Source organism: Komagataeibacter rhaeticus, from assembly GCF_003207855.1.
Taxonomy (GTDB): Bacteria; Pseudomonadota; Alphaproteobacteria; order Acetobacterales; family Acetobacteraceae; genus Komagataeibacter; species Komagataeibacter rhaeticus.
In genome coordinates this window covers 20,161-46,435 of the sequence record NZ_NKTZ01000005.1, presented here as the reverse complement: position 1 = coordinate 46,435, position 26,275 = coordinate 20,161, and the positions used below count along the sequence as shown (strand labels likewise).

General features: G+C 65.9%; 24 protein-coding genes. 14 read left to right on the top strand and 10 right to left on the bottom strand.

Annotated elements, in window-relative coordinates; genetic code table 11:
* Nucleotides 1-8 precede the first annotated feature (8 nt).
* From CFR78_RS07295 to CFR78_RS07285, 3 genes are read right to left on the bottom strand one after another with little or no spacing between them, the layout of a single operon-like run.
* Nucleotides 9-329 (bottom strand): hypothetical protein, encoded by a 321-nt coding sequence (locus CFR78_RS07295; protein WP_007399901.1) that lies wholly within the window; start codon nt 327-329, stop codon nt 9-11.
* Complete coding sequence (gene argF / locus CFR78_RS07290; protein ID WP_007399902.1) at nt 326-1,312, bottom strand: ornithine carbamoyltransferase; 987 nt, start codon at nt 1,310-1,312, stop codon at nt 326-328. The genes CFR78_RS07295 and argF overlap by 4 nt, the downstream gene beginning before the upstream one ends.
* Nucleotides 1,309-2,511: an aspartate aminotransferase family protein gene (locus CFR78_RS07285; RefSeq protein WP_034928561.1), complete on the bottom strand. Its 1,203-nt coding sequence runs from the start codon at nt 2,509-2,511 to the stop codon at nt 1,309-1,311. The genes argF and CFR78_RS07285 overlap by 4 nt, the downstream gene beginning before the upstream one ends.
* 308 nt (nt 2,512-2,819) lie before the next feature.
* On the opposite strand from CFR78_RS07285, the gene CFR78_RS07280 reads away from it, so the two are divergent.
* The 12 genes from CFR78_RS07280 (at nt 2,820) to CFR78_RS07225 (ending at nt 14,908) form a co-directional block, all read left to right on the top strand.
* Nucleotides 2,820-3,461: a regulatory protein RecX gene (locus CFR78_RS07280; protein WP_034928659.1), complete on the top strand. Its 642-nt coding sequence runs from the start codon at nt 2,820-2,822 to the stop codon at nt 3,459-3,461.
* 100 nt (nt 3,462-3,561) lie between these two features.
* Complete coding sequence (locus CFR78_RS07275) at nt 3,562-4,017, top strand: CHAP domain-containing protein (RefSeq protein WP_371440417.1); 456 nt, start codon at nt 3,562-3,564, stop codon at nt 4,015-4,017.
* Nucleotides 4,018-4,149: 132 nt separating this feature from the next.
* On the top strand, nt 4,150-4,395 hold the full coding sequence (locus tag CFR78_RS07270; protein ID WP_034928663.1) for a twin-arginine translocase TatA/TatE family subunit: 246 nt from the start codon (nt 4,150-4,152) through the stop codon (nt 4,393-4,395).
* Nucleotides 4,396-4,423: 28 nt separating this feature from the next.
* Nucleotides 4,424-5,047, top strand: coding sequence for a methylthioribulose 1-phosphate dehydratase (locus CFR78_RS07265; protein ID WP_034928562.1), 624 nt, complete (start codon nt 4,424-4,426; stop codon nt 5,045-5,047).
* Entirely contained in the window at nt 5,044-5,586 is a 543-nt protein-coding gene (locus CFR78_RS07260; protein WP_034928564.1) for a 1,2-dihydroxy-3-keto-5-methylthiopentene dioxygenase, read from the top strand. The genes CFR78_RS07265 and CFR78_RS07260 overlap by 4 nt, the downstream gene beginning before the upstream one ends.
* 26 nt (nt 5,587-5,612) lie before the next feature.
* Nucleotides 5,613-6,329 (top strand): acireductone synthase, encoded by a 717-nt coding sequence (mtnC, locus tag CFR78_RS07255; protein WP_034928568.1) that lies wholly within the window; start codon nt 5,613-5,615, stop codon nt 6,327-6,329.
* The gene (locus CFR78_RS07250; RefSeq protein WP_007399910.1) at nt 6,326-7,285 is read left to right on the top strand and encodes a bifunctional riboflavin kinase/FAD synthetase; all 960 of its coding nucleotides are present in this window, start codon (nt 6,326-6,328) and stop codon (nt 7,283-7,285) included. Before mtnC ends, CFR78_RS07250 begins: the two co-directional genes overlap by 4 nt.
* 92 nt (nt 7,286-7,377) lie before the next feature.
* Nucleotides 7,378-10,251, top strand: a complete 2,874-nt coding sequence (gene ileS, locus CFR78_RS07245; RefSeq protein WP_034928570.1) for an isoleucine--tRNA ligase — start codon at nt 7,378-7,380, stop codon at nt 10,249-10,251.
* A gap of 5 nt (nt 10,252-10,256) precedes the next feature.
* On the top strand, nt 10,257-10,730 hold the full coding sequence (gene lspA / locus CFR78_RS07240; protein ID WP_034928571.1) for a signal peptidase II: 474 nt from the start codon (nt 10,257-10,259) through the stop codon (nt 10,728-10,730).
* 94 nt (nt 10,731-10,824) lie between these two features.
* Nucleotides 10,825-11,313, top strand: a complete 489-nt coding sequence (locus tag CFR78_RS07235) for a DUF3035 domain-containing protein (RefSeq protein WP_007399913.1) — start codon at nt 10,825-10,827, stop codon at nt 11,311-11,313.
* Between the two features lie 58 nt (nt 11,314-11,371).
* Nucleotides 11,372-13,234 (top strand): DNA mismatch repair endonuclease MutL, encoded by a 1,863-nt coding sequence (mutL, locus tag CFR78_RS07230; protein WP_034928572.1) that lies wholly within the window; start codon nt 11,372-11,374, stop codon nt 13,232-13,234.
* Between the two features lie 132 nt (nt 13,235-13,366).
* Nucleotides 13,367-14,908, top strand: a complete 1,542-nt coding sequence (locus tag CFR78_RS07225) for an NADH-quinone oxidoreductase subunit M (RefSeq protein ID WP_034928574.1) — start codon at nt 13,367-13,369, stop codon at nt 14,906-14,908.
* 151 nt (nt 14,909-15,059) lie between these two features.
* Here the strand turns inward: CFR78_RS07225 and parE are convergent, their stop codons facing one another.
* Complete coding sequence (parE, locus tag CFR78_RS07220; protein ID WP_007399916.1) at nt 15,060-17,102, bottom strand: DNA topoisomerase IV subunit B; 2,043 nt, start codon at nt 17,100-17,102, stop codon at nt 15,060-15,062.
* Between the two features lie 144 nt (nt 17,103-17,246).
* Nucleotides 17,247-17,792 carry a hypothetical protein gene (locus tag CFR78_RS07215; protein ID WP_083824494.1) on the bottom strand — a complete coding sequence of 182 codons (546 nt, stop codon included), beginning with the start codon at nt 17,790-17,792 and terminating at the stop codon, nt 17,247-17,249.
* A gap of 401 nt (nt 17,793-18,193) precedes the next feature.
* On the opposite strand from CFR78_RS07215, the gene CFR78_RS07210 reads away from it, so the two are divergent.
* Nucleotides 18,194-18,631 carry a hypothetical protein gene (locus CFR78_RS07210; RefSeq protein ID WP_034928579.1) on the top strand — a complete coding sequence of 146 codons (438 nt, stop codon included), beginning with the start codon at nt 18,194-18,196 and terminating at the stop codon, nt 18,629-18,631.
* Between the two features lie 64 nt (nt 18,632-18,695).
* Here the strand turns inward: CFR78_RS07210 and CFR78_RS07205 are convergent, their stop codons facing one another.
* The gene (locus CFR78_RS07205) at nt 18,696-19,142 is read right to left on the bottom strand and encodes an RrF2 family transcriptional regulator (RefSeq protein ID WP_007399920.1); all 447 of its coding nucleotides are present in this window, start codon (nt 19,140-19,142) and stop codon (nt 18,696-18,698) included.
* A 155-nt stretch (nt 19,143-19,297) separates the two neighbouring features.
* On the opposite strand from CFR78_RS07205, the gene cysK reads away from it, so the two are divergent.
* On the top strand, nt 19,298-20,287 hold the full coding sequence (cysK, locus tag CFR78_RS07200; protein WP_034928582.1) for a cysteine synthase A: 990 nt from the start codon (nt 19,298-19,300) through the stop codon (nt 20,285-20,287).
* A gap of 231 nt (nt 20,288-20,518) precedes the next feature.
* Here cysK and CFR78_RS07195 read toward each other — a convergent pair whose 3' ends face one another.
* From CFR78_RS07195 to CFR78_RS07180, 4 genes are all read right to left on the bottom strand, one after another.
* Entirely contained in the window at nt 20,519-21,664 is a 1,146-nt protein-coding gene (locus CFR78_RS07195; RefSeq protein ID WP_034928664.1) for an OmpA family protein, read from the bottom strand.
* A gap of 246 nt (nt 21,665-21,910) precedes the next feature.
* Entirely contained in the window at nt 21,911-22,249 is a 339-nt protein-coding gene (locus CFR78_RS07190; RefSeq protein ID WP_034928585.1) for a DUF1491 family protein, read from the bottom strand.
* Nucleotides 22,250-22,327: 78 nt separating this feature from the next.
* Entirely contained in the window at nt 22,328-24,034 is a 1,707-nt protein-coding gene (locus CFR78_RS07185) for a S41 family peptidase (protein WP_007399924.1), read from the bottom strand.
* Nucleotides 24,031-26,244: a ribonuclease R family protein gene (locus CFR78_RS07180; protein WP_034928587.1), complete on the bottom strand. Its 2,214-nt coding sequence runs from the start codon at nt 26,242-26,244 to the stop codon at nt 24,031-24,033. The genes CFR78_RS07185 and CFR78_RS07180 overlap by 4 nt, the downstream gene beginning before the upstream one ends.
* Between the last annotated feature and the right edge of the window lie 31 nt (nt 26,245-26,275).

The following is a 26,275-nucleotide window of genomic DNA, read 5'->3' as shown; positions in this document are numbered from 1 at the left end:
CCGGATCATCAGATGTTGGCGGTGATGTCGGCCTCCAGCGCGGCAAGGCGCTGGTCAAGGTCGCGCAGGGCGGCGGTAGCCAGCAGGCCGTCCGCCTCCAGTGCGGTCAGGGCGCGCTGGCGGCAGCGGTCATGCTCCATGTCCAGGTCCTGCGTGCGGCCCGCGCCGGCCAGGCAGTCCAGATAGGCATCCCGGATCTGGTCGATGCGGGTATCGTGCGTGGGCAGGGTGGCAAAGATGTCGCGCACGCTCTTTTCCGCCCAGCCCGGCACTTCCGGCACGTCCTCGGTGCCGGTGGGCAGGGCTGGCTGGTCGGCGGGTCCGGTCATGTCGTGGGTTCCTTTCCGTATTGCTGCCAGTCCTCGCCACACAGCGCCCAGACAAGAATGCCCTTTTGCGCGTGCAGGCGGTTTTCGGCCTCGTCGAACACAACGGATTGCGGCCCTTCGAACACGTCTTCCGTCACTTCCTCCCCGATATGGGCAGGCAGGCAGTGCAGGAAAAGGGCATCGGCGGCGGCATGTGCCATTAAGGCGGCATTGACCCGGTATGGCTCGAACGCGCTCACGCGCTGCGCGGACTCCGTGTCGGACATGCTGACCCATGTATCGGTAATGACCGCATGGGCACCCTTTACCGCCGCCACGGGGTCGGTCGTGACCGTGATGTCCGCCCCCTGCGCGCGCGCCCAGGCTACGGCGGCGGCACTGGGGGCATGGGCCGCGGGTGTGGCCAGCCGCAGGTGGAAGCCGAACAGCGCCGCCGCTTCAATAAAGGAGGTGGCGACATTGTTGCCATCACCCACCCAGGCCAGCGTACGGCCTGCTATCGGGCCGCGATGCTCCTCGAACGTCATGATGTCGGCCAGGATCTGTACCGGATGCGAATCCGGCGTCAGGCCGTTGATCACCGGCACGCTGCTCCAGCGCGCAAGCTGGCGCAGGTTTTCGGTCTTGCCGGTCCGCAGCACGATGGCATCGACAAAGCGCGACAGCACGCGCGCGGTATCGGCAATGCTTTCGCCCCGGCCCAGCTGCATGTCGGAGGGGGCGAGCAGGATCACGTTGCCGCCAAGCTGCTGCATGCCCACTTCAAACGAAACCCGCGTGCGGGTGGAGGGCTTGGACAGCATGAGCCCCAGCGCGCGGCCGCGCAGCGGCAGTGCGGGATGCAGCGGGCGTGTCCGGCCATGCTGCATGCGCTTGATGCCGGCCGCCACGTCCAGAATGGCGCGCAGCGTGGCGCGGTCCAGTTCCTTGAGGTCAAGGAAATGGCGCGGCGTGACATGGGCCGGGGTCTGGAGCGCGTTCATGCCACGGTCTCCGCCTGTGCGGCCATGTGGGCGCGCACGCGCCTTGCCGCGCCCTCCAGCATGGTCAGGGCCTGGCTGCAGTCGGCCTGTGTTACCGTAAGCGGCGGGAGCAGGCGCAGCACGTTGTCGCCCGCCGTGACACTCAGCATGCCTTCATGCATGGCGGCGTCCTGCACCAGCGCCACATCGGCCTTGCACTTCAGCCCCAGCAGCAGGCCAAGCCCGCGCCGCCCCGCGAATATGTCGGGATAGGTGGCGCTGAGCCTGTCAAAGCCCTCGTCCAGCTGTGCGGCGCGTGCCCGCACCCCTTCAAGGAAGCCGGGGGCCAGCACGATGTCCAGCACCGCATTGGCCGCGGCGCATGCCAGCGGGCCACCGCCAAAGGTCGTGCCGTGGCTGCCCGGTGTCATGTGTTTCGCAATGGTCTCGGTCGTGAGTACCGCGCCCATGGGGAAGCCACCGGCAATGCCTTTGGCGGTGGACAGGATATCGGGCGTGATCTCCGACCATTCATAGGCGAACAGGCGGCCGGTACGGCCCATGCCGCACTGTACCTCGTCCACGCCCAGGAACAGCCCGTATTCGTCACACGCCGCCCGCAGCTCGCGCATGAAGCGGAAATCGGCGACGTGGATGCCGCTCTCTCCCTGAACCGGTTCGATTAGGATGCCGGCGGTCTCCGCGCTGATGACGTCACGCACCGCGTTCATGTTGTTGAGCGGTACATGGTCGAACCCTTCCACCCGGGGGCCGAAGCCATCAAGGTATTTGGGGTTGCCCGTAGCCGACAGCGTGGCCAGCGTACGCCCGTGGAAGGCCCCATTGAAGCAGATGATGCGCGTGCGCCCGGGATGGCCCGACTTGGCCTGCGCGCGGCGGATCATCTTGATCAGCCCCTCATTGGCCTCGGCGCCGGAATTGCAGAAGAAGGCACTGTCGGCGAAGCTGTTGGCCACCAGGCGCTCGGCCAGGCGTTCGGCCTGCGGCACGCGGTACAGGTTGGACACATGCATGACGCGCTGCGCCTGCTGCGCTATGGCCGCCACCAGGTGCGGGTTGTTGTGCCCGACCGAGGATGTGGCGATCCCCGAGCCGAAATCCAGGAATCGTCGCCCGTCCACCGTGTACAGCCAGGCACCTTCGCCGCGCTCGAAAGCGAGGTCGGCACGATTGTAGTTCGGCATCAGGGCGGAAATCATGGAATGGCCTTGTGATTTCGGTTCAAAGAAAAAAGCAGGACGCTTCAGAAACGAAAACGGCCCACCACTGCAAAGGGGCAGGCACATCTCTTTTCCGGTTTTTCCCGGTCCCGGCGGGGATGCGTTCCATTACGCATCCGGCATCCGCGGCATGAGCCGGAAAGAAGTAAGGATATGGCCCGCCTGCGGGAAATGCAACCTTAACCCTCCGTCTGGTGCCCTGACGGGGCGGCGGCGTCCATCGCCCGTGCCGGTATGTGTACGGAAGTATGGGCGCGCGCGGGTGGTTGTGGCACAGTGGGGGCATCATGGTGGCCCGTCCTTCCCGCTCCGCTCCCCGCCCGCTGCCGCCCGCGCCGGATGCCGCCGTGCTGCGTGCCGTGGCGCTGGCCTATCTGGCGCGTTTTTCCGCCACCCGGGCGGGGGTGGAGCGGATGCTGGGCCGCCATATCGACCGCTGGGTGCGCCGGGCGACCGGCACCGGCATGGAGGCGGGGGACGCTACCCGCGCCGTAGCCCCCGCGCGCGCCGCCGTTGCGCGCATCCTGACCGATATGGAAGGGCTGGGGGCGGTTGATGATGCCCGTTTTTCCGAATTCCGTGCCCGTTCCCTTGCCCGTGCCGGGCGCTCGCGCCGCATGGTGGCGGCGCATCTGAGTGCAAGGGGCGTGGATGAGGCCATAGTGGGCAGTGCCGTGGAAGAAGCCCTTGGCCCGCGTGATGGCGAGGGGCAGGAAACCGAACTGGCCGCCGCCCTGGTGTTCGTGCGCAAGCGGCGCGCCGGTCCCTTCCTCCGTCCCGACGCGGATGAGACGGAAGCCCACACACGCTACCGCCGTGCGCTTGATGCCATGGCGCGCGCGGGTTTTGCCCATGGGACCGCCCGGCGTGCGCTGGACATGGACCGTGACGAGGCGGAGGACAGGATCATACGCATGAGGTCGGCATGAAGGTGACGGGAGGGATGGGACCGTGGGGGGACTGACTGGGTGGCGGCCCGGCTCCGGGCGCAGGGTGGTGCCAGCGTGGGCGGCCGCGGCAATTGAACGCGTGGCATGGTGGCGGCTGGGGGCGGGCGGCGCGCTGCTGTCGCTTGCGGCCTGTGCGGGTGGCAGCGGGCAGGGCTGGCATGGTGCGCTGCAGTGCGCGCCCTATGCACGGCAGGTCACGCATATGCAGATGCAGGGGGATGCGGCATCATGGTGGGGGCAGGCACAGGGGCGCTACCCGCGCGCGCATGCGCCAAAACCCGGTGCGGTGCTGGTGTTCCGCGCCACCGGCCGCCTGCCCGATGGGCACGTATCGGTCGTGCGCGCGGTGCGCGGCCCGCGTGAGGTGCTGGTGGACCAGGCCAACTGGGTACCCGGTCGCATTGGCAGGGCGGAGCCGGTGGTGGACGTATCGGGCCGCAATGACTGGTCACGGGTCAGGGTATGGTGGTCCCCCATTCACGATATGGGCAAAACCGTCTATCCTGCTTACGGATTCATCCTGCCCGCGGGCTGATGGCGTGGGCGGGAGTGCTTGCATATCCTGCCCGCGCGCCTCACATAGGCGGGGACGGGAAGGCTGCCGTCATGTTGTATGGCAGGCGGACAACACGGTATTGGCGCGTCATGGACGCGCATGGGGGATGCGATGGGTAGCTTGAGCTGGGGACATTGGCTGATCGTGCTGGCGGTGGTGCTGGTGCTGTTTGGCGGCGGCGGCAAGATCAGTTCGCTCATGGGCGACATGGCGCGCGGGATCAAGTCGTTCAAGAAGAACATGGCAGACGACACGCCCGAGACATCGGGGCCGTCAGGCCACATCCAGGGACCTGCCAGGGAAAAGGACGCGTCCTTTACCGAAGCCCCGCAGCCGTCCACCAACAACGTGAAATGACAGGGACCGCGCGCGGGCGGATCGCGTAATGGACAAGGCAGCATTCCCCGCGGGCGCGTATTGCGATGCGGTGGCCCGCATCATCGCGGCAGGCCAGCGGATGGACCGTTTTGGCTGGGTACCCGCAACGGCGGGCAACATCAGCATCCGCTTGCCCGATGGCAGCATCGCCATCACGCGCTCGGGCGGGCACAAGGGCCTGCTGGGGCCGCAGGGGGTGATCCGCGTCGACGCGGCGGGCACGCCGTTCCTGCCCGCCGACCGGCCCAGCGCGGAAACGCTGCTGCACTGCCAGGTCTATGCCCGTGACCCGGCGGCGGGCGCGGTGCTGCATGGCCATTCCGTCGCCTCCACCGTGCTGTCCATGGCGGGTGGCGATGCACTGGTGCTGGAAGGCTACGAGGTGCAGAAGGTCTTTGCCGGACAGGACACCCATGCCGCCCGCGTGCACGTACCGATATTCGACAATGACCAGGATATCGCCCGTCTCTCCCACGTCGTGGCCCCGCATCTGGACGCGATGCGCGCGGGCTACATCATCCGTGGACATGGGGTGTATGTGTGGGGGGCGGACATGGATGTTGCGCTGGCGCGGCTGGAAGGGCTTGAATTCCTGCTGGCCTGCGAACTGGAAAAGAGGAAGATCCGATGAGCCGCCTGCGCGTCTATGCCGATGACAATCCCGGAACCCCCATTGTCCAGCTGGGTGATCCCGCGCGTATCGCCATGGAGCTTTCGGTCATCGGCGTGCGCTTCGAGCGCTGGGATGCGCCCGTCGTCCCGCCCCGTGACGCGGCGGAGGCGGAGGTGCTGGAAGCCTATCGCCCCTATCTGGACCAGCTGATGGGCGAGACGGGTGCCGGTTCGGCGGATGTGCTGCGCGTGGGGCCACAGACCCAGGGCTGGGCGCAGGCGCGTGGCAAGTACCTGTCCGAACATACCCATAGCGAGGACGAGGTCCGTTTTTTCGTGCACGGGCAGGGGGATTTCATCCTGCATGTGAACGGGCGCGTCTATGACGTGCGCTGCACGGCGGGCGACCTGATTTCGGTGCCAGCGGGCATACCGCACTGGTTTGATGGCGGCGAGACCCCGGATTTCGTGACGCTGCGCATCTTCACCAACCCCGATGGCTGGATCGCGCAGTACACCGGCAGCGATATTGCCGTCCGGTTCCCGGCCGAAGCCTGAACCGCACCCCAAGGGAGATTGAGAACGTGACCCAGACCACGCAGCCGCCAGTGCGCGCGGTGCTGCTGGATATCGAGGGAACGACCCTGCCGGTCTCCTTCGTCCATGACATCCTGTTCCCCTATGCCCGCAAGGCCCTGCCCCAGCTGCTGCGCACACGCGCCGATGACCCGGAGGTCAGTGCCCAGCTTGCGGAAATCGCCCGCCTTGCCCCCGGCACGCCCCCCCTGCGCCAGCTTGAGGCCTGGATGGACGCGGATGCCAAGGTCGCGCCACTCAAGGCGCTGCAGGGCATGGTCTGGGCGCAGGGTTATGCCGATGGCGTGCTGAAGGCCACCCTCTTCCCCGATGTGGTGCCGGCCCTGCGCTGCTGGGCGGCAGCGGGGGTGGCGCTTGCGGTCTATTCCTCGGGTTCGGTCGCGGCACAGAAACTGATTTACGGCCACACCACCGAAGGGGATCTGAGCAGCGTGTTCGTGGGCTTTTACGACCTGCAGATGGGGGGCAAGCGGGAGGCGGATAGCTACCGCCGTATCGTGCAGGACGCGCAGTGGACACCCGCCGATGTGCTGTTCCTGTCCGATGTGGTGGCCGAGCTTGATGCGGCGGCACAGGCGGGGTTGCAGACCTGCCAGATCGTGCGCCCCGCCGATGGCACGCAGCCCGGTACCACCCACCCGGTCGCGGCAACCCTGACCGAGGTCGCCCGGCGCTTCGGCCTGCCCCATGCGGAGGCGGCATGAAGGCGCGGCTGCATACCGACTGGCGCGCCATTCCTGACAGCGCCCGCGGCACGGTGGCGGCGCTGGGCAATTTTGACGGGGTGCACCTTGGCCATGCCCATCTGGTCCACGCCCTGCAGGCTGCCCGCCCCGGGCGTGACCTGGCGGTTGTAACCTTCGAACCCCATCCGCGTGAACTGTTCCGCCCGCAGGACCCGCCCTTTCGCCTGACGCTGGAGCAGGAGCGCTTCGCGGCCCTGGCGGCGCTGGGCGTGCAGCATGTGTTCCAGATCCGCTTCGATCACGAATTCAGCGCCATGAGTGCCGAGGATTTCGTGACCCGCGTCCTGCATGAAAGCCTTGGCCTGAAGCATGTGGCCTGCGGGCTTGATTTCGCGTTCGGGCACCGCAGGCGGGGCAATGTGGATTTCCTGGCCGAGCGGACCCGCGCGCTGGACATGGGGCTTACGGTGGTCCCCCCCCTGTCCGACGGGCTAGGGCCGTATTCCTCCACCCGTATCCGCAGGCTGCTGCAGGATGGCTACCCCGAGCGGGCGGCCGAGGAACTGGGCCGCCCGTGGTCGATTCGCGGCGTGGTGCAGCATGGGGACAAGCGCGGCCGCCTGCTGGGCTTTCCCACCGCCAACATTCCCCTGGGCCGCCATCTGGAACCCGCGCGCGGCGTGTATGCCGTAAGCGTGCGTCTGGCCGATGGCACGGTGCATCCGGGCGTTGCCAATATCGGGCGCAGGCCGACCATCAATGACGGGCAGGAAAGCCGGCTGGAGGTGCATCTGCTTGGCTTTGCGGGTGACCTGTATGGCCAGTCCCTGTCGGTGGCGCTGCACACGCTCCTGCGCGCCGAACGCCGGTTTGACGGGCTGGATGCGCTCAAGGCCCAGATCGCGCGGGATTCGGAACAGGCCGCAGCCTACCTGTCCAGCCGCCTGCCCGGGGCCGGTGCCTCCAGAACTTGACCATAACGGGGCGTGATCCCCATAAGGTTGCCTTGCGCGCGGGGCCTCTGGTCCGGCATGCGCTCCCCCTTGCCAGAAGAACAGAACAGGCCATGTCCGAGTCAAAACCACAGGATCTCTACCGGGAGACGGTCTTCCTGCCGACCACCTCCTTTCCCATGCGCGGCAACCTGCCCAGGCGGGAGCCGGAGATTCTGGCGGGATGGGAGAGCGAGAAGCTGGACGCGCGCCTGCTGGACCAGGCGCGCGGGCGTGACGTGTTCATGCTGCATGACGGCCCACCCTACGCCAACGGCCACCTGCATATCGGACACGCGCTGAACAAGATCCTCAAGGACGTGATCAACCGCAGCCACCGCATGGCGGGCTACGGCATCCATTACGTGCCCGGCTGGGACTGCCACGGCCTGCCGATCGAATGGAAGATCGAGGAAGCATACCGCAAGCGCGGGCAGGACAAGGACAGCGTGCCCGTGCTGCAGTTCCGCGCCGAATGCCGGGCCTATGCCCAGAAATGGCTGGACACGCAGGCGGCCGAGTTCCGCAGGCTGGGCGTGCAGGCGCAGTGGGCTGACCGCTATGCCACGATGGACTTTTCCTCCGAGGCGGCGATCGCGGGTGAGATCGGCAAGTTCCTGCTCAACGGCCTGCTGTATCGCGGCCTGCGCCCGGTGATGTGGAGCCCGGTTGAAAAAACCGCGCTGGCCGAGGCCGAGATCGAATACCGCGAGCATGAATCCACCGCCATTCACGTCGCCTTTCCCTTCGTAAGCGATCCCACGCCCGCCCACGCGCTGGACGATGTGGCGGCCGTGATCTGGACCACCACGCCGTGGACCATTCCCGCCAACCGCGCCATCGCCTACGGGCCGGACATCACCTATGCCGTGGTGCGGGTGGATGGCGTGGGCGATAACGCGACGCTGGAACCCGAAGCCCGCGTGCTGGTGGCCGAGGACCTGATCGCCCCCTTCTGCGAGGCCGCGGGCATCACCGCCCACCATGTGCTCTACACCCTGCCCGGCAGTGCGCTGGAAGGGGCCGTCTGTGCCCATCCGCTGCGCGGGCAGGGCTATGATTTCGACGTGCCGCTGCTGCCCGGCGCCCATGTCACGACCGAAGCCGGCACCGGCCTGGTCCACACCGCCCCGGCGCATGGCGAGGACGACTTTGTCCTTGGCCGCGCCCACGGGCTGGAAATCACCGAACTGGTGCTGGATGACGGACGCTATGCCGACTGGGTGCCGCTGTTTGGCGGTGGGCATGTGTTCAAGGCGGCCGAGCCGGTCTGCCAGGCGCTGCTTGAAGCCATGCAGCGCGCTGTTGCGGCAGGCACGGCGCCGTGTGGCCTGGTGGCGCGGGCCACACTGGTCCATTCCTACCCGCATTCATGGCGCTCGCGCGCGCCCATCATCTATCGCGCGACACCGCAGTGGTTCATCCGCATGGATGGCGAGGGCCAACTGCGCAAGCGGGCGCTTGAAGCGCTGGATGACGTGACTTTCGTGCCAGCCCAGGCGCGCAACCGCCTGACCTCCATGGTGGCGGGCCGGCCTGACTGGTGCATCAGCCGCCAGCGCGCATGGGGCGTGCCGATTGCCGTGTTTGTGGAAAAGCGCACCGGCGAGGTCCTGCGCGACGCCGCTGTGATGGCACGCATTGTCGAAGCCTTCCGTGTGGAAGGGGCTGATGCCTGGTACAGTTCCCCCGCCTCGCGTTTCCTTGGCGAAGGGCGTAACGCCGATGATTACGAACAGGTGTTCGATATCGTCGATGTATGGTTCGAGAGCGGTTCGACCCATGCCTTCGTGCTGGGCCATGGCGACATGAAATTCCCCGCCGACCTGTATCTGGAAGGCTCCGACCAGCATCGTGGCTGGTTCCAGTCCTCGCTGCTGGAAAGTGTCGGCACGCGCGGTGTCGCCCCCTACAGGGCACTGGTCACCAACGGCTTCGTGCTGGACGAGCAGGGCCGCAAGATGTCCAAGTCCCTTGGCAACGTCATTGCGCCGCAGGACGTGAATGACACGCTGGGGGCCGATATCCTGCGCCTGTGGGTCATGAACTCGGACACCAACGATGACCTGCGCATCGGCAAGGAGATCCTCAAGCAGCAGGGCGAACTCTATCGCCGCCTGCGCAACACGCTGCGCTGGCTGCTGGGCGCGCTGGAGGGCTTTACCGAAGCCGAGCGCGTGCCTTACGCCGAACTGCCGGAACTGGAGCGCTGGGTGCTGCACCGGCTGGGTGAACTGGGCGGGCTTGTGGCGCGCGCGGTGGAAACGCATGAATGGGTGGGCGTCTATCCCGCGCTGCACGGATTCTGTGCGGCCGACCTGTCGGCTTTCTATTTTGACGTGCGCAAGGACACCATCTACTGCGATGGCCCTGCAAGCCTGAAGCGCCGGGCGGCCCGCACGGTGCTGGACCATCTGCACCGCTGCCTGTGTACGTGGCTTGCCCCCGTGCTGGTCTTTACGGCCGAGGAAGCGTGGCTGGCCCGTCCCGGCAATACCGAGAGCGTGCACCTGCAGGCCTTCCCCGACCTGCCCGCGCAGTGGAATGACCCGGAACTGGGCGAACGCTGGGCCATGCTGCGCGCCGTGCGGCGTGTGATCACCACCGAGATCGAGACCGCGCGGCGTGACGGGCTGGTCAAGTCCTCGCTGCAGGCGGCACTCGAACTGCCACTGTCCGAGGCTGAGGCCGCACGGTTTGCCGGTATTGACTGGGCGGAACTGACCATCGTGTCCCAGGCGGAGGTCAATGTCATCGCCGGTGCGGGGTCGATCTACCTGGGCGAGGACGAGGCACAGGAAGGCACGCCCCATGGCATTCCCTCCATAAGCGTCGCTTCGGGGCATAAATGCGCGCGCTGCTGGAAGGTGCTGGAGGAAGTGGGCCACGATGGCGCCCATCCCGAACTGTGCCTGCGCTGTGTGGATGTGGTGCAGGGCAGGGCATAGCGGCGATGAACAACCGCGTTGCCGGTCTGGCCTGCCTGCTGGGGGCGCTTGTGGCCGACCAGGCCAGCAAGTACTGGATCCTTTATGTCTATGACCTGCCGGCGCGCGAAAGCGTCCCCCTGCTGCCCGGGCTGAACCTGACCATGGTGTGGAACCATGCCATCACCTTTGGCATGCTGGGGGGCGCGGGGGCGGCCGGGCGCATCATCTTTTCCATTGCGGCCCTGCTGATTGTCACGGGGCTTGGCGTCTGGCTTGCGCGCACGCCCCGGCGGTGGGTGGCCGTGGCGCTGGGCCTGATCATGGGGGGGGCCATTGGCAACGTGACCGACCGGCTGCGCTTTGGCGCGGTGGTCGATTTCATCCACGCGCATGCCTATGGCCATTCATGGCCGGTGTTCAACATTGCCGATGCCCTGATAGATTGCGGCGTGGCCATCCTGATTATCGACAACATGCGTAATCGCGATGCAAACTAGGGCGGGGATGGCGCGCGCATGCTTGCCGAACCGTTTCACTCACGGTAATAGGCGAGATATGGCGATTCCTGCTTTCAGACCCCTTTCCTGTGCATTGCTTGTCTCTGGTGGCTTCATGCTGTCGGGCTGCACGGGCGCTGATGTTTCGCGTGCCTTCGGGCTGGAGCGGACCCTGCCGGATGAATACACGGTCACCACCCGTGCCCCGCTGTCCATGCCGCCTTCGGATGAACTGGGCGCGCCCAACAGCAATGCCGTGCAGCGTGCCGAGGATACGAACCCGCGCATGCAGGCGCTGGAAACCCTTTCCCCCAATGTGGCGCTTCAGGGGGCTGATGGCCCCGGCAGTCCCGGCCAGACCGCGCTGGTTGGGGCAGCGCAGGAAGCATCCAACGAACCCGACCGGGGTGAGATGGGCCGTGCCGACACCACGTTTGTGGACAAGCTGATGTTCTGGCATGGCGGTGGCGCGGGCAATCTTGTCAATGGCAAGGCGGAGAACGCCCGCCTGCGTGAGGATTCGGCGCTGGGCCGCAACCTGACCAAGGGGGCCACGCCCACCGTAAGCGGCCCCGCCAAATAGGCAGGGGGCCGGCCCACCCCCGGGGGAAGGGCATGATGGCTGCAATCCGGTTCCTGTCATGAATACCCAGTCTGGCCATAACCCGCCGGTCATCCGTCGCCTGTCCGAGCAGGTGGTCAACCGCATTGCCGCGGGCGAGGTGATCGAGCGCCCGGCGGCGGCCCTGAAGGAACTGGTGGAAAACGCCGTCGATTCCGGTGCGCGGCGTATTCACATACGGCTGGACCGGGGCGGGATCGACCGGATTGATGTCAGCGATGACGGCTGTGGCATGTCGCCCGATGACCTGCTTCTGGCCGTCGAGCGGCACTGTACCTCCAAGCTGCGTGACGAGACGCTGGTGTATATTTCCACCCTTGGCTTTCGTGGCGAGGCCCTGCCTTCCATCGGGGCCGCGGCGCGGCTGAGTGTCATGTCCCGCCAGGCGGGTGCCGACTCGGCATGGTCCATCCGGGTGGAAGGCGGCGTGGTCAGCACGCCGGAACCCTGCGCGGGCGCGCCCGGCACCCGCGTGCTGGTGGAGGACCTGTTCTTTGCCACACCCGCGCGCCGCAAATTCCTCAAAAGCCCCCGTGTCGAGTCGGGTCATGCGGAAAACGTGGTCCGCAGGCTGGCCCTGTCCGCCCCGCATATTGCCTTCAGGCTGGAATTCGATGACCGCCTGATCCTTGACCTGCCAGCACAGGACAGGGCGGCGCGGGTCGCGGCCATTCTGGAGTCGGGCGATGCCGATGGCCTGCTGGCGGTGGAAGGGCAGCGGGGCGACCTGAAGCTGAGCGGCTATATCTGCGCGCCATCCGTCCACCGTGCCACGGCCAACGGGCAGATGCTGCTGGTCAACGGGCGCCCGGTGGTGGACCCGGTGCTGCGCACGGCGGTGCGGGTGGCCTATCGCAACGTGATGGAACATGGGCGGCATGCGGTGGTCGCCCTTTCGCTTGAAATCCCGCCCGAGCAGGTGGATGTGAACGTGCACCCGGCCAAGACGGAACTGCGTTATGCGGATTCGGCTGCTGTACGGGCACTGGTCATTGGCGCGCTGGGGCGTGCGCTGGGCACGGGTGCCGGGGTCGCGGGCGTGCGGCCCGACCTGATTCAGTCACGCGGATCTTCGCCCGCGCGCATCTGGTACCCGTCCGAGCGCAACGCGGATGCGGCGGACCTGTCCACCCGGCTGGCCCGGCCGCTGGCTCCCGCCCGCCCCGATTCGGGCCTGCCATCCGGATTTGCCGAGTCGTCCCTGCCGCTGGCCGGCCTGCCCGCCGCGCGCCAGACAGCCCCCGACCCCCTGCATGACCAGGCGGCGACCACCGCCGCCATGGCGCACCCGCTGGGCGCGGCGGTGGCGCAGGTGCTGGGCACCTATATCGTGTCCCAGACGGCGGATGGCGCGCTGGTGCTGGTGGACCAGCACGCCGCCCATGAGCGCCTGACGCATGAGATCCTGCGTGAGCAGTATATGGGCGGCGAGATCCGCGCCCAGCGCCTGCTCCTGCCTGAAGTGGTGGACCTGCCCGCGCGGCAGGTGGATGTCCTGCTGTCCTTTGGCGCGGCGCTGGCCCGGCTGGGGGTCGAGATCGAACCCTTTGGCGGCACGGCCGTTCTGGTCCGTGCCATGCCCGCCCTGCTGGGCAAGGAGAACCCGGGGGGCATGCTGCGTGACCTGGCGGAGGAACTGGAGGCCGATGACCTGGCCAGCCCCGCGCAGGCCGACGCGCTGGATGCGCGCATGGACGCGGTCATCGCGCGCATGGCCTGTCACGGCAGTGTCAGGGCCGGCCGCAGGCTGACACACGAGGAAATGAACGCCCTGCTGCGCGACATGGAACGCACCCCCCGCGCGGGCACCTGCTCGCATGGCCGTCCCACCTGGCTGAAGCTGGAAAAGGCCGATATTGAGCGGATGTTCGGCCGCCGCTGACCCGTGACGCACGGTCCCCGTCAGGATTCGCATGGTCCGTGGTGCCGGGAAGTGGGGCCTGTCCTCTGCATAATGTGAGCGCGGCCTTACTGGATTCCCATGGCTGAACGCTCCTAGGCTCACGCATTCCCCATGGATGATGTGAGACCGAATGTGCATCCGATCCTGCTCTCGCTAGTTACCTACCTGCCCCTTGCCGGGGTTGTGGCCATATTGCTGACCCGTGGCACGCCCCAGACGGTGGAGACCGCAGCGCGCTGGGTGGCGCTGTGGACCAGTGGCATCGTGTTCGCGCTGGCCGTGGTCATGTGGGTGGAATTCGACCCCACGCGCCCCGGCATCCAGTTCGCGCAGCAGGTAGGCTGGGCCAGCGGGGCCGGTATCTCCTACCATGCCGGGGTGGACGGTATCAGCCTCATGTTCGTGCTGCTGTCCGCCTTCCTTACCCCGCTGTCCATCATCGGGGGCTGGCGGCAGATCACCGGGCGCGTGCGCGATTACATGATTGCCATGCTTTTGCTGGAAACCACGCTGATCGGCCTGTTCTCGGCGCTCGACATGGTGCTGTTCTACGTTTTCTATGAAGCGACGCTGCTGCCCGCCAGCCTTATGGTGGGGGTATGGGGCGGCCCGAAGCGGGTATGGGCTTCATTGCAGTTCTTCCTGTTCACTTTTGGTGGCTCGCTGTTCATGCTGCTTGCCCTGCTGGCGATGTGGAACGTGACCGGCACGACCGATATCATGGCGCTGCAGCATCATGGCTTCAGCCATGCCATGCAGTGCTGGCTGCTGGCGGGCTTCATCCTGGCTTTTGGCGTCAAGCTGCCGCTGTTCCCGCTGCATGCCTGGCTGCCCGATGCCTATACCGAGGCCCCCACGACGGCTTCCGTCATGCTGTCGGGCGTGCTGTCCAAGGCGGGTGCCTACGGGCTGCTGCGTTTCGGGGTGCTCATGTTCCCCGATGCCGCGCGGCTGTTCGCCCCTGTGGTGCTGACGCTGGGTGTGATCGCGGTGATCTATGCCGCCATCATCGCCCTGGCACAGACGGACATGAAGCGGGTGATCGCGTATTCCTCGTTCTCGCACATGGGTGTGATCGCCATTGGCCTGTTCACGATGACGCCGGAGGGGATTGATGGCGCGATTTTCCAGATGCTGTCGCATGGCATCGTGATCGCGGCGCTGTTCTTCTGTGTCTCCGCCGTGTCATGGCGGGCGGAAACGCGCGAGATCAGCGCGTTCTCCGGTGTGGCGCACAGGATGCCGGTGCTGGCCACGCTGGCCATGCTGTTCGTCATGGCCAATATCGGCCTGCCGGGCACGGGCGCGTTCGTGGGTGAGTTCCTGGTCATGGTCGGCGCGCTGCATGTCTCGTTCTGGCTGGCCTTCCTGGGGGGCACGAGCATGATCCTGGGGGCGGTGTACATGCTGGTGCTGTACCGCCGGGTGCTGTTCGGCGCTGACCGGGGTGGCGTTGTTGCCCTGCTGCGGGACCTGACGGGGCAGGAACTGGCCGTTCTGGTGCCGCTGGCCATCGTGACCGTGTGGATGGGGGTGCATCCCAACTCGTTCCTGCGGGTGTTTGACCCGGCCGTGACCGGCCTGCTGCACCCGGTCACAGCAGTTGCCACGGTGGACCCGCAGCATGTCCTGCATGTGGCGGATGCAGGCTGATAAAAGGACAGGCGTTTTTTTGAGTGCCGCCTTTTTCCCAAAAGGCGGCATGCTCTGAAGCTTTTTGAAAAAAACTTCTTACATTCGCGTGTGATGAAAAAGACCCGGTCCCCTGTATCAGGGGAGCCGGGCCTTTTTGGTTTTGGCTGTTTCAGACGTCGAGGTTATCGACCTGACGGGCATGGTCCTGAATGAAGCGGAAGCGTAGTTCCGCCTTGCGGCCCATCAGGTGTTCCACACGCTCCAGCGTCAGTGCCCTGTCCTCGGGCGGGGTGATGACCTTGAGCAGGGTGCGGTGCCTGGGGTCCATGGTGGTCTGTTTCAGGTCGCCCGGCGGCATTTCCCCCAGTCCCTTGAAACGCGAGACCTCGACCTTGCTGTTGGGCTTGAAGTCCTTCTTCAGCTTCCGCTCACGGTCGGCATCATCCATGGCGTAGATGCTCCTGCCGCCCTGTGTCAGGCGGTACAGTGGCGGCTGGGCCAGATACAGATGGCCGCCGCGGATCAGGCCGGGCAGTTCACGGTAGAAGAACGTCATGAGCAGGGAGGCGATATGCGCGCCGTCCACGTCCGCGTCCGTCATGATGATGATGCGGCCATAGCGCAGCTTGGTCGCGTCAAAGCGCTCGCCCATGCCGCAGCCCAGTGCTTCCACCAGGTCGCGCAGTTCCTGGTTGCCACGCAGCTTCTCGGTCGAGGCACTGGCCACGTTCAGGATCTTGCCGCGCAGCGGCAGCACGGCCTGCGTCTCACGGTTGCGGGCCTGCTTTGCCGATCCACCGGCCGAATCCCCTTCCACCAGGAAAATCTCGGTCTCCGCCGCGTTCTCGCGCGTGCAGTCGGTCAGCTTGCCCGGCAGCCGCAGGCGGCGGGTCGCACTCTTGCGCGGGGTTTCCTTCTGTTCCTTGCGGCGCAGGCGTTCCTCGGCGCGTTCCACCACAAAGGCCAGCAGGTTGTCCGCCTGCGGCGGGTTGGCCGCCAGCCAGTGGTCAAAACGGTCACGGAGTGCTGTCTCGACCAGCTTGCTGGCTTCGCTGCTGGTCAGCTTTTCCTTGGTCTGGCCCTGGAACTGCGGGTCACGGATAAAGACCGACAGCTTGGCGGCGATGCAGCCCATGATGTCATCGGCATTGATACTGGCCGCGCGCTTGTTGGCACGCTGCTCACCCCAGTTGCGCAGGCCCTTGAGCAGGGCATTACGGAATCCCGTCTCATGCGTGCCGCCATTGGGGGTGGGAATGGTATTGCAGTAGGAGGCAAGGGCCGCCGTGCCCTGCTCCAGAAAGGCGATGGCCCATTCCATGCGCCCGGTATCGCTTCCGTCGGGGGCGGTTGGCAGGTCGGCGTCACCGGCCCACAGATCGGTCAGCAGGGCGGCCTTGTCCCCCAGTTCATCACGCAGGCTGTCCGCCAGCCCGCCGGGGAAGTGCAGGACCGCTTCCGCCGGGATGTCATCGCCCTTGATCAGCGACGGATCGCATGACCAGCGGATGGTAACACCCCGGAACAGGAACGCCTTGGACCGGCACAGCCGGTACAGCCGTGCGGGCGAGAAGTGCAGCCGCCCGAAAATCTCGGGGTCGGGCGTAAACCGGATCTGGGTGCCCCGGCGGTTGTTGACCGGACCGATCTTTTCAACACCGCTCAGCGGATGGCCGCGTTCATAGACCTGCCGCCACAGTTCCCGGTCACGCGCGATCTCGACTTCCATGCGTGAGGCCAGTGCATTGACTACCGACGACCCCACGCCATGCAGCCCGCCCGACGTGGCATAGGCCTTGCCCGAGAATTTGCCGCCCGCGTGCAGCGTGGTCAGGATCACTTCCAGCGCCGAACGGTCGGGAAAACGCGGATGCGGATCAACCGGAATGCCGCGCCCGTTGTCGCGTATGGTCAGGCAGTCACCAGCTTCCAGCGACACATCGATGGTGGTGGCGTGGCCGGCGACGGCCTCGTCCATGGCGTTGTCAAGGATTTCGGAAGCGAGGTGATGGTACGCCGTCTCATCCGTGCCGCCGATATACATGCCGGGGCGGCGACGGACGGGTTCTAGCCCTTCCAGTACCTCGATGGCGCTGGCGTCATAGGTATCGGGACCGTTTTTCGCGTTGTCTGCGGGCATGGCGGGGGGGGAAACCTTGCGTCGAGTCGGTTTGCCGGGGCTGGCGGGCGCGGAAAAAAGATCGTCGTTCATGAGGCGTTCTTTGTTCTGTCAGATCACGTCCTGTCAAGCCATAAGGCCCCGCACGCCCGCGGACTATGCGCGCTGTTGCCGGTATGAAAAAGGCCGGACACGGGTCCGGCCATATTTTTCTTCATGTCGGCAGGGGCCGGTATGTCAGCTCCGTACCGTGCGGCGGCCGGTGGCATGGCCCGTGCTGCGCGCGCGGGTGGCGGCGGCCGGGCGGTTGGGGGCCGTGCAGGTCAGGTAGGACGCGGGCTGGAGGATATCCTTCGCCTGCGCGTAGTTGGACAGGTCGGCCGCCGTTTCCAGTTCCCCCACCTCATCAAACATGGACAGGCGCTGCTGGCAGAACGCGGTGCCGGACTTCAGCCCGCGCTCGGACTGCACGTTGGCCAGCTGGGTAATGTAGTCATCATGCTGGCGCTGGGCGTTGCGGCCATACGTGCTGCTGAAATAGCCGTTGAGGACATGTTCCTCGCTGGTCAGCTTGCTGCGGAATTTCATCACGAAATTATTGTACTTGTCCTGCGCGCCGCACGAGAGTGCGGTGACCATCAGCTCGCTTTTCAGGCCCTGCACGTCAAACGCCTCATGCGCGGGGGAGGGGGAGCAGGGGCCGGCGGCCCGTGCCTGCCCGCCAGTGACCAGCCCCGCCAGGGCAAGTGCAGCAGCGCCAGCGCGCCAGATCGACATCGACATCAGGACAGGTTCTCCAGACTGTTGGGGCAGTTGCAAACGGGGAGGCATGAACCCCGCGAATTCCGGTAGGAATGAAATCTGGATCAGGTCTATAGCGCAAACCTGTCCTTGCCAAAAGGGAGGGATATAACTTCACGTTCAAAAAGATGCGCCGCAACCGTGCAGTGGGATGACAGCATGCCGGCAGCCAGCTATGCCATACGGACGGGGCTTTGCCGCCTGTGTAAAATGACCGGCGGGTCTTTCCCGGCGGGGTGCGTTGTTCTACAGCGTATGCCAAAGCGGTTTGCCGCTGTGCCGATCAGACCCGTTACGGGGTGGCGCGGGTGCAACCGTCCTTATAACGGGTGATGTATCAAATACAGCGGAGCTGACGAGTGCGACTGCGACTGTCTGCAATCATGATGACGACGGGCATTCTGCTCGCCGGATGTGACAACAAACCGGGCGTGAACCTTGGCGGTATTGGTGGAACCCCCAATCCCTACAACTACATGAAGCCTTCGGGGCAGTGCCAGGTCGGTACGCCTGCGGCCGCGGGCAAGGACACCAGGGCTGCCACCATGCAGGTCCGCAGCGATGACGGGTACTGCGCGATCGAGACGCGGGTCTCGGCCGGTCATCCCTATGCCTCGTTCGGCGTGTCGCCCGCCCCCGAGCATGGCAAGGTCTTCATCTATAATTACAACGATCACACTTACGTGACGTACACCCCCAACACCGCCTATTCCGGGGAAGACAAATTCCGGGTCGTACTGATCCCCGGTGGCAGCCAGCCGCGTGAATACATGGATGTGGCCGCAACCGTCACGGCACCGGCCGTAAGCGGCGCGCAGTAAGCCCTGCCGCCCCCGTACGGGTGGGCAGGGTGGCCCGCCCGTTATGCTGGCCGGGGCCGTGCCGTCAGATCGAGAAGGTAATGGGTTCGGGCAGGGGGCGCCGCATGCCGGCATGTTCCGCGCGGCGCACCAGGTCATCCAGGCTGATCTTGTGGCATTCCGCGTCAATCATGCTGTCAAACTGCTGCCAGCACGGTTCCACCACCTTGCTGAACAGGTCGCCCACAGGCCCGTCATCCCTGTTGTCTTCCGCCGTGATGACGGACAGGATATCCGCCAGCAGGATATCGCGCCGCGGGCGGCCCAGCCGGTAGCCACCGCGCGGGCCACGCACGCTTTCCAGCAGGCCGGAGCGTGACAGGGTCTGTAGCAGCGGTTCGATGCCACGGCGCGCCAGGCCCGCGCGTTCGGCTATGTCGGCAGCGCTTATGGTGCCGTTCCGCCCTGCGTGAAAGGCAACATCAAGCATGATCAGTATGGCGATCATGGTCCTGTCACGCCGGAGCAGCATATCGTTCAGCCTCGCTGTATGATGGATGTGGAAAACAGTCTGCCCCAGTTAGCAGCAATTGACTGATTGATCCACGCTTCTGTTGGGGAGGATGGTGGATTATGTCAGTCTGTACGTGTGAATTAAGCCATCTGCATGGAACGGAGTGATACCGCATGACCAAGACCGCCCCCCAGGACCGCACTTACGGTTTTGCCGCACCGCGCGGCAGGGTGTACGATTCCATTGTCGAGACCGTGGGGGGAACGCCGCTGGTGGCGCTGCCGCATCTGACCCGTGAGGACGGGTTGCAGAGTCGCATTCTGATGAAGCTGGAGTTTTTCAATCCGCTCGCCTCGGTCAAGGACCGGATTGGCGCCGCCATGATCGAGGATGCGGAAAGCCGGGGCGAGATCCAGCCCGGCAGGACCACGCTGGTGGAGCCAACATCTGGCAATACGGGCATCTCGCTGGCTTTTGTCGCCGCCGCGCGCGGCTACCGGCTGATCGTGACTATGCCCGAAGGGGCCTCCATCGAACGGCGCAAGATGCTGCGCCTGCTGGATGCCCAGCTGGAACTGACCCCCTCGCGCCTTGGCATGGCAGGCGCGATCGCCCGGGCGGAAGAAATCCTGAAGAAAACCCCCAATGCCTGGATGCCGCGCCAGTTCGATAACCCGGCCAACCCTGACGTGCATGCCGCCACCACGGCGGAGGAGATCTGGGTCGATACGGCGGGAGAGGTCGATATTGTCGTGGCGGGACTGGGTACGGGGGGCACGGCCAGTGGCATCGCGCATGGCCTGAAGGCACGCAAGCCAGGTGTGCAGGTCTATGGCGTGGAGCCGATGGAGAGTGCCATCCTCAATGGGGATGAGCCGGGTCCGCACGGCATCCAGGGGATCGGGCCGGGCTTTTGCCCCCGCACGCTGGATCTGGCGGCGCTGGACGGGGTGCTGCCGGTATCGGAGCGCGAGGCGATCGCGGCCGCCCGCCGGTGCGCGCGGCTGGATGGCGTGCCGGTGGGCATTTCCTCCGGTGCGGCGCTGCATGCGGCCGTACAGCTTGCCGAGCGGCCGGAAAACAGGGGCAAGACCATTGTCACCATCGCCCCGTCCTTTGCCGAGCGTTATCTCTCGACATCCCTGTTCACCGGGCTGGTCTGAAAAGAGAATTTCAAAACAACTGACTGATGAAAAGGGTTTTTGGGTCCGCCTTTTTTCAAAAAGGCGGCGCCCTTTGAAGCTTTTTGAAAAAAGCCTCGCCAAAAACTTTTCCTTGAATTGACAGGGTGTTTTGTGGGCGGCCCTTTGAACCGCGCACGGGCACCATGGCCATGAAAAAAGCGGCTGCCCAACGGGGCGCCGCTTTTTTTCATGGCCGCTGCTGGCGGGTAATCAGTGCAGGATGATCTCCACCCGGCGGTTCTGGGCTTCGCGCGTATTGGCCCCGGTCTGGACCAGCGGGTTGGCGTCCCCATAGCCATGGATGTCGATGGCGGGGCCGGGCACGCCATCACGTACCAGTTCCGCCTTGATCACCTGCGCACGCTTGAGCGAGAGCGCCTGATTGTAATGTTCCCCCTGCGGGCCGGGCCGGGCTGCCGAGTTGTCGGTATAGCCGTTGACCTCGATGCGGGTGGTCTGCGTGTTGGTCGAAGCCTGTGCGGCAACGGCCACGATGGCGCGTGCCCGGTCGGTCAGGTCGCTGCGGTCCCAGTCGAAGAATACGAGATAGGTGCGGTTTTCCGCAGGTGCCGGGGCGGCAACGGTGGCAGGCGGCGGCGGGGGGGGCGGCGCCGGATTGAACTCGTAGCGCAGGCCAAGCATCAGAGAGTGGTTGAAATCGGTCCGGCTGTCACGATTGCCATTGCGGAAGCCATAATCGCTGTTCATGGCGGTCAGCGCCGTGCTGCTGCCCGATACGATGGAATGGTGCGACTGCGGGCCAAGCATGGTCCAGAACCGGTATTCCGCCGTGGCCGACAGGCCGACGGCAAACGGCATGGGGAAAGACAGGCCGAAAATGCCCTGATAGGCGAAGTTGCCGTATGTGCCCCCCACATGCTGGCTGTAGCTCTGGCCATTCACGTTGCCGGTCATGGTGGTGTTCATGTTCTGCCAGCCATAGCCGATACCCGCGCCGAAATACGGGAACAGCCAGCTTTTGCCGATATCCATGTCGAACAGGGCATTGGCCATGATGCCCGATTCCTGCTGCCTGCCATCGGCATGGGCGTGGTAGGCGGCGTTGCCCCCCACCGTCTTCAGGTCGTTGTTGCGGTAGAGTCCTTCCACCTCGACCCGGAAGCCATTGCCCAGGCCCCAGCCGATGCTGCCGATGCCGGTGGCGCCGGTCTTGAATTCATCCCGTGCGGAGGAGTGGCGTATGACCTGCCCCTGGTTGAAACTCGCGCCGCCTTCACCGCTGATATAAAGCCCCTGAACAGGCTGGGCGAATACCGGAGCGGAGACCAGCACGGAGCCCAGGGTAACCGCGGCAGTCAATAAAGACCCTGCAAGCAATCCGTACCGCAGTTTCATACTCTTCTTCTCCCTTCGACGGGCCTCTTCCGGCATGTCGGCCCGGTCGGGTGCACGTGCCATATTCCTTGGAATGATCAGCATCAGCATTCTTTTGCTGAAAGAAACCAGCCCTGACAATCCATTGTGGCCACCTTTATCCGCCGCGTGGGGCGGGCTGGCCAACTGTCACGTCCGGGTGTGTGCGAGATGCCACACCGTGTAACGGACCGGGTTCCTGCCTTCATCCCTGTGGAATCACGTCTTTCATATCAGCCTTGCTTCAAACGGTGGCACCAGATCCGGTGCGTCGAATTCAAGAACCCACAGATCCGGGTCCCGTTCCATCTGCCTTGTAACATAGGCATCCACACTGGCCTGATCCACAGCCGCCTCTCCTGTAGCGCGGAACCATGCCCGCCGTCCATCGGGCGTGCGTGTCTGTGCGAGCACACACATGTGTCCCCCCCGCCCCAGCAACACGATCACGACACCGCCCGCGTCCGCGTCCCCCCGGTGCAGGATCATGCCCGGATTTCCGGTTTGTCCAGCCTGGCGCAGCATTGCCTTGACCCATATGCCGGTTTTCAGGCGTGCGTCTTCCATTGTGGGAACCCTCTCCGGTAATGCAGAAAAACAGAGGGAGGCATGCAGGAATAGCAATGTTTCTCCCGTTGTTACAACTCATCCCCCGTTGGGTGGGCTGCTTTCTTCTTCGGGGATGGTGGCCAGGGCGGCGCGGTATTCAACCGGGTTGTCCAGAAGCGAATAGGCCGCATCCAGATCGCCATCCGTGCCGATGGCGGCGGGACAGGCCTTGCGTATGGTCAGGATGCGCGACAGGTCGGCGGGGTAGCGGATCTGCCGTGCGGCGGCAATCCAGTCCCTGCTGTCCGCCGTGCCTTCGGCCAGGTCCTGCAGCTGGTGGTCAAGGGCTGCTTCACCCAGACTTGTGCAGACCTGTGGCATGACGCCCAGTCCCTGCAGCGGCCAGCCCAGCGGCGCCAGCACCCGACTCCATGTGACAAACAGCTCCGCCCCGTTGGGAAGCTGGCCTATGGTCTGCACCAGCCCCTTGCCCAGCGTGGCGCTGCCCATCACCACGCCGCGCTTCTGGTCGGCCAGGGCGGCGGCCAGGATCTCGGCGGCGCTGGCGGTCCGGCCATCGACCAGCACGATGATGGGCAGCCCGTTGGTCATGTCGCCACCCTGCACGGCCCAGACATGGTTGGCCTGCGGGTCACGCCCCTGCGTGATCGCGGCCACGCCATGGTCCAGCATCAGGGCCGATGTGGTGACCGCCTGCTGCAGCACGCCACCCCGGTTGCCACGCAGGTCGATGACCAGCCCCGACAGGCCGGGCACGTTCATGGCCTCATCCAGATACTGGCTCATCTCCTCGGCCGTGTTGGCGGAGAAGGCGGTGATGTGCAGCACCACATGCTTGCCGCTGGTATAGGCGAACACCGTCTCGGGCGGGGTGGAGGCACGGTGCAGGGTAACGGTCGTCTGCCGCCCCCTTGCTTCCACCGTTATGCGCACAAGGCTGCCCACCGGGCCATTGAGCCAGGCGTTCACGGTATCAAGGCTGCGGGACTCGGTGGAGCGGCCATTGATGGCCCGTACGATCTGCCCCGCCGCCAGTGTGGTCGGCCATGCGGGACCATTGGCGTTGACCGCCGTGATCATGATCGCATGGTGGTCCACCCCCAGTGTCAGTCCCGCCGTGGCCTCGCCGCCGGTGCGGGTGCTGCGGTCCGACACGGCGGCCTGCGGCGGGATGTAGCGCGAATAGGGGTCGAGATGGTTGAACAGCTCATCAAAGAAACCCTGCAGCACCCCGTCGGCGCCGGTGCTGCGCATGGCGGCGGAATGGTGCCAGGCCACGTCCAGTATGCGGGTGATGGCGGCGCTCCAGCCCGGAACGTCGTCGGCGGCGGGTACGGGCAGGGCGAGTACCGTCTTCTGTGTCGCGGTCAGTTGCAGGAAGCCGTGCTGTTCCTCGATGCTCAGCGAGGGGTCAAGCGCGCTCAGCCCGTTCAGCCCCCACAGCGCGAAGTCATGGATCTCGTGGTTTTCCAGCGTGCGTGGCTGCAGGAAGGCCAGGCTTGCCTGCATGACGGAGGAAATGACCGCAGGGTCCATCCCCGCCCCGTCGGTCGTGTCCACGCTGTCCGCCTGCAGGGGGGGCTGTGGTGTGGGGCTGCGGGGGGCGGCGGGCACGTCATCGGCGCAGGCCGCCGTGGTCAGGCGTGCGATGACCAGCAGCAGGATGAACGTGTCCCGCGGGATGTGGCCCAGTGTCGAGATCCGGCGCCGCCATGTGGCCGCCCCCTCGCCGCCCATGCCGATGGGGCGCAGGATGATGACCGGAAACCGGCGGCGCTTCATGCCCGCCGCCCCTGCAGGCGGGGCGTGTCGGGAAGGGCCAGCAGGACTGTTCCCCGGATGGCGCATGCTTCTTCTATCCGTACGCGCAGGGCCTGACCGGGGCGGAATGCCATGGTCTTGTCGCGTGACAGCAATGTCTGCGTTTTTTCGTCATGATGCCACTGATCTTGTGGCAGGGCAGACATGGGCAGAAGGGCGGATGTGCCCGTGGCGTCCAGCACCGTGAAAATGCCGAATCGCGACAGGCTGGAGATATGCGCCTCCATCACCGTGCCCACGCGCGCCTGCAGCCATGTGGCGGCGTAACGTTCCAGCGTCTCGCGCTCGGCCTGGGCGGCCCGGCGTTCGGTGCGGGTTATGGCCTCACCGGTTTCCTCCAGCTGCTCATGCGTGGGGGCGGGGCCGGGTTCCAGCCCGATGGCCACCAGCAGGGCGCGGTGGGTCAGCAGGTCGGCATAGCGGCGGATGGGGCTGGTGAAATGGCTGTAGGCGGGTAGCGACAGGCCGAAATGCCCGACCGGGTCGGGGCTGTATTCCGCCTGGTTCTGGGCGCGCAGGATCAGTTCGTTCACCAGTGCGGCCTGATCGGTGCCCCGGACCTGCTGCAGGACATGGTCCAGATCGGATGCGCGCAGGCTGCCTACGGGCGGAAGCTTCAGGCCCAGCGTATCGAGCGTGCGGCGCAGGCTTTCCAGCCGCTCGGGTGTGGGGGGGGCGTGGATGCGGTACAGGCAGGGCAGGTGACGCCCCTCCAGGCAGCGGGCGGCGGCGACATTGGCCGCGATCATGAACTCTTCCACCACCCGGTGGCTGTCCAGGCGGATGCGCGGCGCGATGGCGGTAATCCGGCCATGGTCATCCAGCCGCACCAGCCGTTCGGGCAGCTCAAGGTCCAGCGTGCCGCGCCGCGCGCGGGCATGCGTCAGGCAGCGCCATGCGCCGAACAGGCTGTCCAGCAGCCCTGCGGGCAGGGACTGGATGCCCGGATCGGGGGTGCCGTCACGCGCGGCCTGTACCTGCTCATAGGTCAGGCGGGCGGCGCTGCGCATGATGCCGCGCCCGAAGCGGGCATGGGCCACGCTGCCATCGGCGGCCACGTCCATGGTCACGAACAGGCAGCCCCTGTCCTCATCCGGGCGGAGCGAGCACCAGCCGTTCGACAGGTCCTCGGGCAGCATGGGAATGACCCGGTCGGGAAAATAGACCGAATTGCCGCGCAGGCGCGCCTCATTGTCCAGCGCGCTGCCGGGGCGGACGTACCACGCCACATCCGCGATGGCTACGGTAATGCGGAAACCTGTTCCGTCCGGCTCGGCATGGATGGCATCGTCAAAATCGCGGGCATCCGCGCCATCTATGGTGACAAGCGGCATGTCGCGCAGGTCGGTGCGCCCGGCAGGGGCCACGGCACGGGCGGCTTTTGCCTGTGCCAGCGCCTCGGCTGGAAAGACATGCGGAATGCCGAGCATGGCGACCGCCACCATGCTGATGGTCCGCGCGTCCCCCTGTGGCCCAAGGCGTTCGATGATCCGCGCGGGATGCAGCCCCGGCCCGGACTGGGGCAGGGGGGTGGCAATGACGATCTCGTTGTCCGGCGCGCCCCCGTCCTCGCCATGCGGGATGATCCATTGCGCCTTGGCCCTGCGGTCGGCAGGTGTCAGGCGGCCGGCGGGGCGGAAACGGGCGGGCGCGCTGGCCGCCGGGTCGTCTGCCGCCAGGGCGTGGAACAGGCCCACGACCTGCGCCGGCGCGTCGGTCAGGCGGCGCAGCGTGCGGCCTTCATATCTGCCGGGGCCAGTGCGGCGCAGGCGCGCAACCACGCGTTCGCCCGGTGCGAGGGCGGTGCGGCCACGCAGTTCGGGGTGCATGAACACGATGGGGGGGGCACCTTCACCATCCCACTGCACGGGCCGGGCAATGGGGTCGCCATCCGCATCGGTGCCCGTGACCTGCACCACCATGGATTCGGGCAGCCGGTCCGACACGCGGAAGCGCCGCGCACCGGCAGGCGCCAGCGTGCCATCCAGCGCCATCTCGCGCAGCATCTGCCGCAGGCCCTGCCGGTGTTCCGGCCCAAGGCCGAATTCCCGGCTGATCTCGCGCTTGCCGATGCGTCCTGTCGCATTCTCGATAAACGCGCGGAGCTGTTCACGATCGGGCAGGCCACCCGTACGGGCGTGCGGCGTGCCCGTGGGCAGGCGGTCCGGCATCTCGGAAGTTGCTGGACGCTGCCTTTTCATG

Coding starts and splice junctions, on each gene's coding strand:
- CFR78_RS07295 (WP_007399901.1), bottom strand. CDS start 329: ATGACCGGACCCGCCGACCAGCCAGCCCTGCCCACCGGCACCGAGGAC.
- argF (WP_007399902.1), bottom strand. CDS start 1,312: ATGAACGCGCTCCAGACCCCGGCCCATGTCACGCCGCGCCATTTCCTT.
- CFR78_RS07285 (WP_034928561.1), bottom strand. CDS start 2,511: ATGATTTCCGCCCTGATGCCGAACTACAATCGTGCCGACCTCGCTTTC.
- CFR78_RS07280 (WP_034928659.1), top strand. CDS start 2,820: ATGGTGGCCCGTCCTTCCCGCTCCGCTCCCCGCCCGCTGCCGCCCGCG.
- CFR78_RS07270 (WP_034928663.1), top strand. CDS start 4,150: ATGGGTAGCTTGAGCTGGGGACATTGGCTGATCGTGCTGGCGGTGGTG.
- CFR78_RS07265 (WP_034928562.1), top strand. CDS start 4,424: ATGGACAAGGCAGCATTCCCCGCGGGCGCGTATTGCGATGCGGTGGCC.
- CFR78_RS07260 (WP_034928564.1), top strand. CDS start 5,044: ATGAGCCGCCTGCGCGTCTATGCCGATGACAATCCCGGAACCCCCATT.
- CFR78_RS07250 (WP_007399910.1), top strand. CDS start 6,326: ATGAAGGCGCGGCTGCATACCGACTGGCGCGCCATTCCTGACAGCGCC.
- ileS (WP_034928570.1), top strand. CDS start 7,378: ATGTCCGAGTCAAAACCACAGGATCTCTACCGGGAGACGGTCTTCCTG.
- lspA (WP_034928571.1), top strand. CDS start 10,257: ATGAACAACCGCGTTGCCGGTCTGGCCTGCCTGCTGGGGGCGCTTGTG.
- mutL (WP_034928572.1), top strand. CDS start 11,372: ATGAATACCCAGTCTGGCCATAACCCGCCGGTCATCCGTCGCCTGTCC.
- CFR78_RS07225 (WP_034928574.1), top strand. CDS start 13,367: ATGGATGATGTGAGACCGAATGTGCATCCGATCCTGCTCTCGCTAGTT.
- parE (WP_007399916.1), bottom strand. CDS start 17,102: ATGAACGACGATCTTTTTTCCGCGCCCGCCAGCCCCGGCAAACCGACT.
- CFR78_RS07215 (WP_083824494.1), bottom strand. CDS start 17,792: ATGTCGATGTCGATCTGGCGCGCTGGCGCTGCTGCACTTGCCCTGGCG.
- CFR78_RS07210 (WP_034928579.1), top strand. CDS start 18,194: ATGATGACGACGGGCATTCTGCTCGCCGGATGTGACAACAAACCGGGC.
- CFR78_RS07205 (WP_007399920.1), bottom strand. CDS start 19,142: ATGCTGCTCCGGCGTGACAGGACCATGATCGCCATACTGATCATGCTT.
- cysK (WP_034928582.1), top strand. CDS start 19,298: ATGACCAAGACCGCCCCCCAGGACCGCACTTACGGTTTTGCCGCACCG.
- CFR78_RS07195 (WP_034928664.1), bottom strand. CDS start 21,664: ATGAAACTGCGGTACGGATTGCTTGCAGGGTCTTTATTGACTGCCGCG.
- CFR78_RS07190 (WP_034928585.1), bottom strand. CDS start 22,249: ATGGAAGACGCACGCCTGAAAACCGGCATATGGGTCAAGGCAATGCTG.
- CFR78_RS07185 (WP_007399924.1), bottom strand. CDS start 24,034: ATGAAGCGCCGCCGGTTTCCGGTCATCATCCTGCGCCCCATCGGCATG.
- CFR78_RS07180 (WP_034928587.1), bottom strand. CDS start 26,244: ATGCCGGACCGCCTGCCCACGGGCACGCCGCACGCCCGTACGGGTGGC.